General features: G+C 29.1%; 11 protein-coding genes. 3 read left to right on the top strand and 8 right to left on the bottom strand.

What is annotated here, in order from left to right:
• Positions 1-174 precede the first annotated feature (174 nt).
• Both argF and GPX08_RS09685 read left to right on the top strand, forming a co-directional pair.
• A complete protein-coding gene (gene argF, locus GPX08_RS09690) occupies positions 175-1,095 on the top strand; it encodes an ornithine carbamoyltransferase (protein ID WP_156626614.1) in 921 nt (306 codons plus the stop codon).
• Positions 1,096-1,700: 605 nt separating this feature from the next.
• Complete coding sequence (locus GPX08_RS09685; RefSeq protein WP_156626730.1) at positions 1,701-2,564, top strand: hypothetical protein; 864 nt, start codon at positions 1,701-1,703, stop codon at positions 2,562-2,564.
• A gap of 319 nt (positions 2,565-2,883) precedes the next feature.
• Here the strand turns inward: GPX08_RS09685 and GPX08_RS09680 are convergent, their stop codons facing one another.
• From GPX08_RS09680 to GPX08_RS09655, 6 genes are all read right to left on the bottom strand, one after another.
• Positions 2,884-4,206 (bottom strand): 4-hydroxybutyrate--acetyl-CoA CoA transferase, encoded by a 1,323-nt coding sequence (locus GPX08_RS09680; protein ID WP_156626613.1) that lies wholly within the window; start codon positions 4,204-4,206, stop codon positions 2,884-2,886.
• 393 nt (positions 4,207-4,599) lie between these two features.
• The gene (locus GPX08_RS09675; protein ID WP_156626612.1) at positions 4,600-5,637 is read right to left on the bottom strand and encodes a nucleoid-associated protein; all 1,038 of its coding nucleotides are present in this window, start codon (positions 5,635-5,637) and stop codon (positions 4,600-4,602) included.
• A 346-nt stretch (positions 5,638-5,983) separates the two neighbouring features.
• Entirely contained in the window at positions 5,984-6,640 is a 657-nt protein-coding gene (locus tag GPX08_RS09670; RefSeq protein ID WP_156626611.1) for an HAD-IA family hydrolase, read from the bottom strand.
• A gap of 185 nt (positions 6,641-6,825) precedes the next feature.
• Positions 6,826-8,250 (bottom strand): PTS glucose transporter subunit IIB, encoded by a 1,425-nt coding sequence (locus GPX08_RS09665; protein WP_156626610.1) that lies wholly within the window; start codon positions 8,248-8,250, stop codon positions 6,826-6,828.
• Between the two features lie 18 nt (positions 8,251-8,268).
• Positions 8,269-9,171, bottom strand: coding sequence for an N-acetylmuramic acid 6-phosphate etherase (murQ, locus tag GPX08_RS09660; RefSeq protein WP_156626609.1), 903 nt, complete (start codon positions 9,169-9,171; stop codon positions 8,269-8,271).
• 31 nt (positions 9,172-9,202) lie between these two features.
• The gene (locus GPX08_RS09655; RefSeq protein WP_156626608.1) at positions 9,203-10,057 is read right to left on the bottom strand and encodes an SIS domain-containing protein; all 855 of its coding nucleotides are present in this window, start codon (positions 10,055-10,057) and stop codon (positions 9,203-9,205) included.
• A gap of 390 nt (positions 10,058-10,447) precedes the next feature.
• Here GPX08_RS09655 and fba point away from each other — a divergent pair, with 390 nt between their 5' ends.
• Positions 10,448-11,311 (top strand): class II fructose-1,6-bisphosphate aldolase, encoded by an 864-nt coding sequence (fba, locus tag GPX08_RS09650; protein WP_156626607.1) that lies wholly within the window; start codon positions 10,448-10,450, stop codon positions 11,309-11,311.
• A gap of 382 nt (positions 11,312-11,693) precedes the next feature.
• Here fba and GPX08_RS09645 read toward each other — a convergent pair whose 3' ends face one another.
• The gene (locus tag GPX08_RS09645; protein ID WP_156626606.1) at positions 11,694-12,509 is read right to left on the bottom strand and encodes a ZIP family metal transporter; all 816 of its coding nucleotides are present in this window, start codon (positions 12,507-12,509) and stop codon (positions 11,694-11,696) included.
• Positions 12,510-12,589: 80 nt separating this feature from the next.
• Positions 12,590-13,153: a CYTH domain-containing protein gene (locus tag GPX08_RS09640; protein ID WP_156626605.1), complete on the bottom strand. Its 564-nt coding sequence runs from the start codon at positions 13,151-13,153 to the stop codon at positions 12,590-12,592.
• Positions 13,154-13,162 lie beyond the last annotated feature (9 nt).

Below are 13,162 nucleotides of genomic sequence, written 5' to 3'. Positions count from 1 at the left end.
AAATTAATCTAAGCTTAATTTCAACCTTCATTTTTTCATGTTAATAAAAACTAATGTTTTTATTAACTTTTCATTCTTCATTGCAATATTATTTAAAATTAAGAAATTAAACTATGTTTAATTTCTACAATAACTGTTAATTGTTAATTGTTAACTGAAACTTTGGGGGTATTTATGAAAAAAGATTTATTGAAAATGGAAGATTTATCGAAAGATGAAATTTTAGATATACTTAACTTAGCTGATCAATTAAAGTATGAACTTAAGCATAATATAAAGCATCATCACTTAGATGGTAAAACTCTTGGAATGATATTTGAAAAAGCTTCTACTAGAACTAGGGTTTCTTTTGAAGCTGGAATGTATCAACTTGGAGGCTATCCTCTATTCTTAAGTTCTAATGATTTGCAAATTGGTCGTGGAGAACCTATAGAAGACACTGCAAGGGTTCTTTCAAGATATGTAAATGGAATTATGATAAGAACCTTTGATCAAGGAGAAGTTGAATCCCTTGCTAAATGTTCAAGTATTCCAATTATAAATGGTTTAACTGATGATGAGCATCCTTGCCAAGTATTAGCTGATTTAATGACTATTAGAGAAAATAAAAACATCTTAGATGGACTTAAGGTAGCCTACATTGGAGACGGAAATAATATGGCTCAATCTCTTATCGTTGGATGTCTACAAGTTGGAATGAATATATCTTTAGCAATTCCTAATAATTATATGGTTAAAGAACATTATATTAATAAGGGAAAAGAAATTGCTGAAGCAAATAATTTAAAATTTGAAATAGTAGATAATCCTGAAAAAGCAATTATGGATGCTGATGTTGTAATAACAGATGTTTGGGCAAGCATGGGTAAGGAAGATGAAGCTAAAGAAAGAATAAAAGCTTTTAAGGGCTATCAAGTAAATGCTGAGCTTATGACTTTAGCAAAAGAAGATTCAATAGTATTACATTGTCTACCTGCTCATAGAGAAGAAGAAATAACTGAAGAAATATTAGAAAATCATGCTGATACTATTTTTGAAGAAGCTGAAAATAGGCTTCATGTTCAAAAAGCAGTCTTAGTTAAACTTGTAAAATAAGCTTAAATTAAATAATAATTACACCTAATACATACTTAAACTTAATTTGAAATTCGATTAAGCTTAAGTATGTATTTTTTTTCATTATTTAAGTCCATATCTTCAAAACTTGCTATTTATCTAATTCTTGTAGTATCATAAATATTATTAGATATCTTTATATAAACTCATATTAGCTTAATTTTATACTTTTTTAAATATTATTTAAAATTTGCACATATATATTATATTGTTAATATATAACTTTAAGTAATAGTATAATTTCAACATAAAATTCAGGAGGTGCTTTATTGAGTAAAAAGAAAGTTTTCTCTGTAGTCTTAGTATTATTCTTATGCTTGAATAATACATATAACATAGTATTCGCAGAGCCTAACTCTTCAAGTAATGTGTCTATAGACGAAAATGTAACAAAATATAAAGAACTAGATAAAAAAGCTTTAGAGCTAGATGCTGAAGTTGGTAAACTAAATATTGAAATTGAAGAAATAAATAATAAACTTGAAAAAAATAATTCTGAAATAAAGAATACTGAAGCAGAAATAGAAAATATAAATAAAAAAATAGAAGATTCAAAAGTTGAAATTGAAGAAAGAGAAGCGTTAATGAGTCAACGTCTTCGTTCAATGTATAAAAGTAATATTACAACTGATATGATGTATTATATACTAACATCTGAAAATATCTTTGATTTATTTTCAAGAATTGAAGCTGTTAGCAAGCTAATTTCTGTAGATAAGAATATTATTTCTGATATTAATGATAAGAAAGACAGTTTAGTTAAAGATAGTGAGATAATAGAGGATAAACAAAAAGAACTTAAAACTCTATCAGCTACTATTGAAAATGATCTATCTATAGTTAATCAGAAAAAAGAAGAACAAGAATCTCTTCTAGCAGAACTAAACGAAGAAAAAGATGCAGTAATGTCAATTATAGAAGCTAATGAAGTTAATTTAGTTTCTAATACTATTTCTACAGTTGATAGTAGTGATTCTATTTCACAACTGAAGGATGCCTTAAATACATTAACAGGAATACTACCTCAACTTAATAGTAATTATGCAATTAGTTTAGTTGAAGAATCAATTTCTAATGCAAAATATAAAATTGATTCTTTAGAAAGCGCTAAAGCTTCTACTTCTGAAGATGGTAGTAGCTTAGATGTAAGTGGTTCAAACTCTGAATATTTATCAACTTATTCAATGTCTGCAACAGCTTACACTGGTCATGGACTTACAGCTTTAGGCCTTAAACCTGTAAGAAATCCAAATGGACTAAGCACAGTTGCAGTAGACCCAAATGTAATACCATTAGGCTCAAAAGTATTTGTTGAGGGATATGGATATGCTATAGCTTCAGATACAGGTGGAGCTATAAAAGGTAATAAAATTGACCTCTACTTTAATACAGTTGCAGACTGTTATTCTTTTGGTAGAAGAACTGTTACTGTACATGTAGTACCTTAAATAATTTTAGTCTAAAACAAAAACTGTCTATGTTATGCTGAGTGGATCTGGCAATCTCCCAGTCGACTTTCACATAACATGGATACACTTTCTTTTGTATATATAAAAAAATGTTTAAAACTTTAATTATGAGAAGTATTATAAATAATAATAATAATAATAATAATAATAATAATAATAATAATAATAATAAGGATGTAGTTTAAGTTTTTTTATTTCATTCAGAATTAATAAAATCTATATAAACTACATCCTTTTATATAAGTATTTATAACTTCTTTCACTTGATTTATTGTTATATCTAAGAAAGATATAACCTTTAATAAATTATTCCAAATTCTTTAGCTTGTCTTAATAATTCCTCTCTAAACTTTGGATGTGCTATACTTATTAATCTTTCAACTCTCTCTGCAATGGTTGTCCCCCTAAGTTCTGCAACTCCATATTCTGTAACAACCATATCTACATCATTTCTTGATAAGCTTACAGCTGCCCCTTGCTTTAAAAATGGAACTATCTTTGATATCTCCTCTTTCTCTCCTGTTTCCTTATTTTTTACCATAGCAGTAGAATAAAGAGCTATAAAGGAACGTCCGTTTTTGGACATTTGTGATCCAACAGCAGTATCAGATTGTCCACCTGTTGCGCTAAATTGCATTGGCCCTATTGATTCTGATGCACATTGACCAGTTAAATCTACTTCAATAGAAGTATTAATTGAAACTTGATTATCATTTTGTGCAATTACATACGGATCGTTTGTCCAATATCCATCCATCATCATAATTGATGGATTATCATCTAAGAAATCATAAAGCTCTTTTGTACCAAGAGCAAAACCTGCAACATGTTTACCATAATTAAAATTCTTTCTCTTACCAGTTATAACCCCTGCCTTTATTAAATTCATTATTCCAGTAGTAAACATCTCTGTATGAAGTCCCAAGTCTTTTTTATCCATTAATGAAGCTGCAACTGCATTTGGAATACCTCCTATCCCAAGTTGAATGCAATCTCCATCATTAATTCTGTCAGCTATAAATTTTCCAATTAATAAGTCTTTTTCATTAGGCTCAGAATCTGGAAGCACTGGAACTGGATAATCAGTCTCAACTACATAATCTACATCACTTATATGAATTTCTACATCACCTAATGTTCTTGGATAATTTTTATTTATTTCTAATATTACTAAATCCGCTTCTTTTAATATTCTTTTTTCATAAATATTACTTAATGATAAAGATAAAAACCCATGCTTATCTGGAGGTGTAGCTGTTCCCATATATATATTTGTCTTTTTATGAAACTGTCTCTTAAAAGCTGTTAAATGAAGATGATTAGGTATAAGTGATACATTTCCATTTTTTTGAGCTTTTCTCATAGGTCCAGTATAAAACCACCCATCCATTCTGAATGAATCTTTATATTCTGGATTCATAAAATACTCAGCAGATACTTGAGGTAGACAAGTAGTAACTGTAATATCATTAACTCTATCTGCTATCCTATGTAAGTTACTTAAAATCTCTCTTGCCTCAGCACCTCCTAAACCTGTAACTATTACATCACCACTTTTAATTAAACTTAAAGCTTCATCTACTGTAATATACTTTTCCTTAGATATATTATTTTCTCTCATTTTAATTCTCCCTTAACCATTTTAAATCTACTCTATTTCTGTAAATCCCTATTTCTATTAAATAATCTACTATTTTTGTAAATTCTTATTAATTATTCAAGGATTTACATGTATTATATACTTAAATAGTAAAGCTTTACATTTATATTGTCAATACTCATTATTAACTTTTATCAATTTTTAAGTAATAATTACTATTATTTATTAAAGTAGCTATTTATCTTCTTAAATTATGTAATTTATAAAATTATATAATTTTTAATCTAATATTTATTAAATAGATAATAAAACTAAGTAATAAAATTATAAAAGAGATAATAAAACTACTTTAGCTTTATTATCTCTTTTGCTTTAAAATAAAAATAAGACCTTATTCTATCTATATCTTGAATTTTATTTTTCTATATAATTTATAACATGCTTTATTACCATATTAATACTTCCATCACCATTTCTTTGTATTTCGAATTTACTATTATCATGGTAAGCTTCTTCATCAATATATAAATCTATCTCTTTATCTATTTTTAATCTTACTCTTTTAAGCTTCTTTTCTACCCATTGTTTATCTATAGCTACTTCATCTAATCCATGTCCTTTAACGAAATTTGAAAAGTCATTTTGAACTTGAGGATCTTCTTTAAACAGCTCAGTAGATAAGTTATCTATATTTATTACTTCCTCTTCCTTTAACTTAGCCTTTACTGCTGTTCTTATTCTTTCAGCCTTATCAGCATCTTCTGTAATATTATTTCTAGTCCAATTTTCTGCAGCCTTAAGGAAAGTCTTTGTCATATCTCTTTCGTTGTTTATTATACTACAGCCAAGAAAATTATTTACAAAGTAATTTGCACCGTACTCATCTTCCTCTTTGCTCTTTTTTTGCTTATCTATAAGCATAAGATTGTATCTTTCATCTTCTCTTATAGGTTTTATGAAAGCTGCTTTTTGAATTCTTTGGCTGCTAGCTGGAAGACCTGCTGATTGTGGTACAATACCTATTCCAATCTTATTATCAATAAAATCTACTTGATGAGTAAAATTTCTTACGTAATCCATTTTAAGTATTCCTATCATTGGACCTTGATCAGTAATTATTGAAACTATAAGTAAATCACAAGAAGGAATATTTACATTTCCCTTCATTATTATAAATAGTTGTCTTGCAAGCTCTTGAGATAATCCTATTAAATTATTATCTATACCATTTAAATAATCTTGTACTACTTCCTTAACTATATTTCTTTCTTCATTAAAAACAGCATATTTAAGTTCCTCATCTTTAAAGCACTTCTCAATATGTCTATGTAGGAATTTATATATATCTTCATTCAGTTCAAGGCTATATTCATTTAAAACAGGCTCCTCACCATTAGAGTCTAGTATATGAATGACTGCCTCTTGTATATTAATTTCACTTATGTACTCCATAATTTATAGAAAAGGGATTCCCTTTATCTAATTTCACCACCATTCTTATAACTGCATATATATAATAAAATGCAAAGCCTTAAAAATGAAATAATGAAGAAATGAAAAAATGAAGGAATTTAATTGGTTTTGCATAGCAAAACTAACTAAATTACAAATATAGTATTATAAAAAAATCTATAAATATTTTTATTCAACATTTTTTCATTAATAAAAAGCTAATCATTTTATTAAATCAGAATTAAAAATAAATATTTGTTATTAAAACTCATAATGGAGTTTTTTTCTTAATTCTTCATTCTTCATTCTTAATTTTTCATTATTTTGCTTCGCAAAATATAATCTACTACAGATTTTCAATTACGTCTATTACTTCTTTTAAGTTATTTAGCTTTTTATATGCTAATTCTTCTATTTCCTTATCTGGTTCTTTTAAGTCTGGAATCACTATAGGCACCATCCTACCTCTACTTGCTGCTATAGTTCCTGCTTCTGAATCTTCTAATACAATACATTCACTAGGCTTTACACCTAATTTTTTAGCAACTGTTAAAAAGACCTCTGGATCAGGTTTTGATTTTTTAACTTCATCACCACATAATATATAATCAAAATAATGAAAAATATTAGCCTCTTTTAGTAAGTTATATGCAACTTCTCTATTTGATGATGTAGCAACAGCTTTTTTTATTTTTTTATCTTGTAAGTATTCTAAAAGTTCATCTAAACCTGGCTTCTTTACTACTTCACCATTTTCTACCTTCTTAAAGAAAATTCTTCTTTTTTCTGCCATATAATCATCAACATTTATCTTATCACCAAACTCTCTAAATAAAGCATTACGCACATTTTCATGATTAGTTCCAAGTAATTTATAAAGCAGGCTTAATTCAAAATTAATATTGTATTTTTTAGCAGCTTCCTTCCATGAAGCATAAGATAGTCTTTCTGTATCAAATATTAGTCCGTCCATATCAAAAATAACTAATTCTAAGTTCTTCATAATGTAAACCTCCACTCTTTTGTATAATATCTATTATAATATAAATTATTTAAAAAAATAGGATTTATATCTATTTTCAGATATAAATCCTATTTTTAATTTTGCTTACTATTTATTTTGATCTGCTATTTTTCATTTTCTAAAAGCGTCACTTAAGTTCTTATAAGCTTTAGTTACATTCACAATTAAGCATTTTTAACGTCTGATTCTTTTATTGTGAAGTAAGTAATTATAAAGCCTGCTATATAAGAAATAACTAACCCAATGAAAAAGTTAAGCATACTTTCTGGTTTCATAATAGGAATAGCAACTAATCCTGAAGGTCCCCAAGAGTTTGCTAAAACATGTGTTAGCATAACATAAGCTCCACCGAATCCTGCTCCTAAACCTGCTGTAATAAATGGTTTAAACATTGGAAGAGTAACTCCATATATTAATGGTTCTCCAACACCTAAGAATCCTGCTGGAAGAGCACCAGTTATTACTTTTTGTAATCTAATATTCTTAACTCTTCTTGCAATGAAGTAAATAGCTATTGCAGCACCAACTTGTCCAGCTCCAGCCATTGCAAGTACTGGGAATAATGAAACTCCACCCATAGCCTCTAATTGAACTGCATAGATTGGAATTAATCCATGATGTAATCCAAGTAAAACCATTGGTAAGAATAATGCTGCTAATACAAATCCACTAATTACACTTACAACTGGATTTGAAGAGTTAATTATTACACTTAATGCGGAAACTAATCCATCAGATAAGAAACCAGCTAATGGCATTATTATAAATACGAAAATTATTCCTGTGATAAGTAAAGTTAATAATGGAGTTAAAATTAAATCTAAAACATCTGGGATTCTCTTACGAATTGCTTTTTCTATTTTAGCAAGGATATATACACCAATAATAACACCTATAATACCGCCTTTTCCTGTTGTTAAAATAGAATTTAAAGGTACTGCTTCATCGTAAAGACCTAACATAGTTGATAATGCTACTATGTTTCCACCTATAGAAATAGCTCCAATCATACCACCTAATGCTTCTGTTGCACCAAATTGTTTTGCTGAATTAATACCTGTATAAATAGCAAAGTATGATAAGAAACCTCCTCCAATTAAAGCAAACATTAATTGAGTTGCTTGCCAAAATCCTTCAGTTGGAAGTGTTCCTTGTCCTTGTAATGTAGAAATTAAACTTCCTAATCCATTAAAAATACCAGCTGCAATAATCGCAGGTATTAATGGGATAAATATATTTGCAATAACATTAATTGCCTGTTTAAATTTATTTTGCTTTTGATTATCTTTAACTTTTTGCTTATTATCTTCCCAGTTATCAGTTACAACTCCATCTCTAGGAAGACCTAATTCATCTATGCAAATATCTGTAACTTTCTTTGCCTTACCAGGGCCTAAAACTACTTGTAAGTAATTATTAGCTTCAACAACGCCTAAAACACCATCTGTATTCTTAAGCTCATTCATTTTAACTGCATTGACATCTTTTATTGTAATTCTAAGTCTAGTCATACAATTTGTAGCCTTAACTACATTCTCTTTTCCACCAACTAAGTTAACAATCATTTTAGCTAATTCTAAATTTGTCATATAATCCTCCTCTTTTCTTTAATTAATATTTTCTAGAGCATATCTTACATGCCCTTCAGCTTTTTTAAGCCTTCTTTCGGCTTCATCGTAATTACAATTAAGAAGTATCATTATAATGGCAGTCTTAACTTTTCCATTTGCATCTTTTAAAGCTCTTCTTGCTGTTTCTCTATCTGCATCAGTTGATTCAATAATTATATTTTCAGCTCTTACCACTAGTTTCTCATTAGTTTGCATCACATCTACCATAAGGTTTTGATAAGCCTTTCCTATACCTACCATAGTACCAGTAGATATCATATTTAAGACCATCTTTTGTGATGTTCCAGCCTTTAGTCTTGTTGATCCAGTAAGTACTTCAGGGCCTACAACAAGCTCTATAGCTACGTCTGAATACTTTGCCATTTCAGAGTTTTTGTTGCAAACAACAACTGCTGTTTTGCATCCAATTTCTCTTGCATATTTTAGTCCATGAATCACATAAGGAGTTCTTCCACTTGCTGCTATTCCTATTACTACATCTTTATTAGTAAGATTCAAAGCTTTTAAATCTTCAATTCCCAGTGTTTTACTATCTTCTGCACCTTCAACCGCTTTAATAAAAGCAGATGAACCTCCTGCTATTAATCCAACAACTAAATCACTAGATACTCCAAAGGTAGGAGGACACTCAACTGCATCTAATAACCCTAGCCTTCCACTAGTACCTGCGCCCATATAAATAATTCTTCCACCTCCTTTTAATTTTTCTGTGCATATATCAATAACCTCTGATATTTGAGGCAAAGCATCCCTTACTGCTTTTATTACCTTTTCATCTTCCATATTCATAGCTGTTGCAATCTCAATAGAAGACATTTTATCTAAATCCATAGTGTTCTTATTTCTAGTTTCAGTTGTTAATTTAGTTAAATCTACCATAACACTCCTCCTAAATTTAATAAGATAACGTTTACTTAAAGGGTAAATTGGGTTTTTGTATGTGAGTTCTATTAAACTGTTGAATATTGGAATCATAATGCTTATTTACGAATGCCGTATATAGTATGTCTATTATATTTAATTGTGCTATCCTAGAAGATATAGCTCCTTCTCTAAAAACAAGTTCTGTTGAAGGTACTAATAATTCAAAATCAGCAATTCTACTTATAGGTGATTCTTCTAATCTTGTAATTGCAATAATAGGTGCACCTATTTCTTTCACTATATTTGCACACTTAATCATTTCTTCTGTAAAACCAGAGTAACTAATAATTATTGCTAAATCATCTTTACTCATATTTTGTGCTTGTAATAACTGTGCATGGAAATCATCGTTAATATAACAACTCTTATTAATTCTTAAAAACTTTAAATGTGCATCCTTTGCAACTAATAAAGAAGCACCAACACCAAATAAACAAATATTTCTAGATTTATCTAGAAGACTCACACATTTTTCTAATACTTTAATATCAAATAATTTTTCTGTTTTTTCCAAGGATGAAATACTCTTTAGCGTAACTTTTTCTACAATTTTTTCCAAACTATCCTCTTTATTAATATTCTTAACTCTTTCTTCCTCAGTTGATTTCCTAATTGCCAATTCATAAACTAATGAATGAATTAAATCCTTATATCCTTTAAAACCAGTTTTTTTACACAGACGAATAATAGTAGACGGTGAAGAAAAGGTTTTCTCTGAAAGCTGATATATATTACTATTTACTGTTGAATCCGGATTCTTTAATAAATACTCTATTATTCCTTTTTCTGTTTCACTGGCCTTATCAATATAATTTTGTAATTTTACAACTACACTCTTCATAAGATAACCTCCATCTATATACCTATAGTATAACTTACATTCTGTATTTTCAATATTATACCACAATTCTGAAATTTTGTTTCATATTTTGGTAAAACTCTCTACTTTTATCATATTATATCAATATCTTTTTAATGTCTAATTCTTATTAATAATATAGAGTATTAATATTTAAGTATATAACTTAAAACTAATGAATATTAAATAAATATGGAAAATTTCTCAGTATTTATATAGCTTGGAACCTAAAAACTAATTTTTTTGTTTAAATTAAATCTATTTTGAGTTATAATATATAGTAATGAGGACAACTTTTTAGTTATTCTCCTTACTACAGTTAGCTTTACAGCTTAATTGTAATAAAATATAAAGTTATGGAGGGTTTATACCATGTTAGTTTCTGCAAAGGAAATGTTAAACAAGGCTAAGGCGGGCAAATACGCTGTAGGTCAGTTCAATATCAACAACTTAGAATGGACTAAGGCAATATTATTAACTGCTCAAGAAAATAATTCACCAGTTATATTAGGAGTTTCAGAAGGTGCTGCTAAATATATGTGTGGTTTCAAAACTGTAGTTGGAATGGTAAACGGAATGATGGAAGAATTAAACATCACTGTACCAGTTGCTATTCACTTAGACCACGGTAGCTACGAAGGTGCTTTAAAAGCTATGGAAGCTGGATTCTCATCAATCATGTTTGATGGATCTCACTATCCAATAGATGAAAATATTGCTAAGACAAAAGAAATGGTTAGATTAACTTCAGAAAAAGGATTATCTTTAGAAGCTGAAGTTGGATCAATCGGTGGAGAAGAAGACGGAGTAGTTGGTGCTGGCGAAATCGCTGATGCTAATGAATGTAAAGCAATTGCTGATTTAGGAGTTACAATGTTAGCTGCTGGTATCGGTAATATCCACGGAGTATATCCAGAAAACTGGAAGGGACTAAGCTTTGAAGCTTTAGAAGCAATAAGCAAAGTTACAAACAACGTTCCACTAGTATTACACGGTGGTACTGGAATTCCAGAAGAAATGATCAAGAAAGCTATTTCTCTTGGCGTATCAAAGATCAATGTTAACACTGAGTGTCAATTAGCATTTGCTGAAGGTACTAGAAAGTACATCGAAGCTGGAAAAGATACACAAGGAAAAGGCTTTGACCCAAGAAAGCTTTTAGCTCCAGGATTTGAAGCTATTAAGGCTACAGTTAAAGAAAAGATGGAATTATTCGGTTCAATTAACCAAGCTTAATTCCATAAATTTAAGAAGTATCACATTTATGTGGTACTTCTTTTTTTGAAGTAGATTGTGAAAGACTCTATAATATATTCTCCATTTACGAATTTTAAATTGTAAAATCTCATTAAAATCATAAATAGAATATGTAAAATGCACATATAGCAAAAATTTTAGAAGTTCTAGGCACATAAAAACTCCTAATCCAAGAGTTTTGGTATAGCTGAGGTTAATCTCAGACAAATCAACAACTCTAAGACCTTGTAGCTTTCACTGCGCCAAGAACTTCTTTTTGTATCTTTTAAGCTTATCGATCCTATTCTATTTATCTTTGGCTTATATTCATACTTTTAATCTAGCCTAAGAAATTTAGTCTAGGCTAAATTTTAGGGTAATGTTAACCTAAGGCTACATCTAAAGTCATCATAACTATAAATCCAAGTATTAATCCCAATGTAGTTAGCTTTTTATTTTCTATAGATGCCTCTGGTAATAATTCTGCACCTACTACAGCTATCATTGCTCCTGCTGAAAATGATAGTAAAAATGGTAACATACTTCTTACACTTAAAGCTGCTATAACACCAATTACTCCAGCAATAGGTTCTACTAGACCTGAAGCTTGACCATATAAAAAACTTTTAAGTCTTGAAAGCCCTTCACCTCTTAAAGGCAAAGATACTGCTGCACCTTCTGGGAAATTTTGAAGTCCTATTCCTATTGCTAAAGCAATAGCTGCAGCTATTGTCGCTCCTGGAATTCCAGCCGCTACTCCACCAAAAGCTACTCCAACAGCCAATCCTTCAGGAATATTGTGAAGTGTCACTGCTAAAACTAGTAATACGCTCTTTCTATATTTTTCAGCCTTTGAAATATTCTCATCTTCTTTTTTTATAACAGTTCCATATGAATACTTATCCATAAGCTTATCTGCAAAAATTAAGAATACTCCTCCTAGGAAAAACCCTATACTTGGAATTATAAATCCACTATAACCAAGTTCTTCTGAAAGCTCAATTGCTGGATTTAATAATGACCAAAAACTAGCTGCTACCATTACACCTGCACCAAAGCCAAGCATTGTATTTAATATTCTTTTATCAAACTTCTTAAAGAAAAATACTAATGCTGCTCCAAGTGCAGTAACAAGCCATGTAAAAATTGTTGCAAGTAATCCTTGAACAATTGGACTTTGATTAATAAACCATTCCATACCTATTCTCCTTAGTATTTATAAAATCCTTATTATAAGTTACTAAGAAGATTTTCTTTTTGTTACAAAAATTTTTAATTTTATAGTCCCTTACCTTTATTATTTTTAGATAATCCTCTTTCTTCTAATAACTCATAAATAGTTTTAGAAGTAGTATCTTCAATTCCATATCCAAGTAAAGCAAGTATTTCTTTTAGTTTCTCTTCAGAAGTTGTTTCAATTTCTAAATAAGGAAAAGGACAAAAGCTCTTATCATTTATATCTATTTCTACTAAAGAATCCATTATTCTATAACTTTCTCTATACTTCTTAATTGATTCTTTTAATATCAATCCTAATGAAGTATATATTTTAGATGCTGCTTCCTTATCTTCTACTACAGTTTCATTTTCCTCCATAACTTTAAAAGTATCTTGACTTAACATTTTTTTAGTAGTCATATATACTACTTCTTTATTATTAAGTCTATCATCTGTAATCCTAATTCTTGCATATCCTTTAGCATTTAATAATCTATTATCTTCAAAATCATATATGTTATTAGTTTGATATTCTTCCTTTACCTTTTCAGCACCTAATCTCTTTAAAGTTTCTCTAATCCTATCTACATCTATATCTACCACTCTAGTTTCTAATTCTTTCATGACAAATCC

The sequence above is a fragment of the Clostridium tertium genome (assembly GCF_902652255.1).
GTDB classification, from domain to species: Bacteria; Bacillota; Clostridia; order Clostridiales; family Clostridiaceae; genus Clostridium; species Clostridium tertium_A.
Note: the sequence above shows the minus strand (reverse complement) of the source record. Positions and strands in the feature narration are given on the sequence as shown.

Excerpts from the sequence above, each read along its gene's own strand:
- murQ (WP_156626609.1), bottom strand. The coding sequence starts at position 9,171 with ATGGTAGATTTAACTAAATTAACAACTGAAACTAGAAATAAGAACACT.
- GPX08_RS09685 (WP_156626730.1), top strand. The coding sequence starts at position 1,701 with ATGAGTCAACGTCTTCGTTCAATGTATAAAAGTAATATTACAACTGAT.
- GPX08_RS09655 (WP_156626608.1), bottom strand. The coding sequence starts at position 10,057 with ATGAAGAGTGTAGTTGTAAAATTACAAAATTATATTGATAAGGCCAGT.
- GPX08_RS09665 (WP_156626610.1), bottom strand. The coding sequence starts at position 8,250 with ATGACAAATTTAGAATTAGCTAAAATGATTGTTAACTTAGTTGGTGGA.
- fba (WP_156626607.1), top strand. The coding sequence starts at position 10,448 with ATGTTAGTTTCTGCAAAGGAAATGTTAAACAAGGCTAAGGCGGGCAAA.
- GPX08_RS09670 (WP_156626611.1), bottom strand. The coding sequence starts at position 6,640 with ATGAAGAACTTAGAATTAGTTATTTTTGATATGGACGGACTAATATTT.
- argF (WP_156626614.1), top strand. The coding sequence starts at position 175 with ATGAAAAAAGATTTATTGAAAATGGAAGATTTATCGAAAGATGAAATT.
- GPX08_RS09680 (WP_156626613.1), bottom strand. The coding sequence starts at position 4,206 with ATGAGAGAAAATAATATATCTAAGGAAAAGTATATTACAGTAGATGAA.
- GPX08_RS09640 (WP_156626605.1), bottom strand. The coding sequence starts at position 13,153 with ATGAAAGAATTAGAAACTAGAGTGGTAGATATAGATGTAGATAGGATT.
- GPX08_RS09645 (WP_156626606.1), bottom strand. The coding sequence starts at position 12,509 with ATGGAATGGTTTATTAATCAAAGTCCAATTGTTCAAGGATTACTTGCA.
- GPX08_RS09675 (WP_156626612.1), bottom strand. The coding sequence starts at position 5,637 with ATGGAGTACATAAGTGAAATTAATATACAAGAGGCAGTCATTCATATA.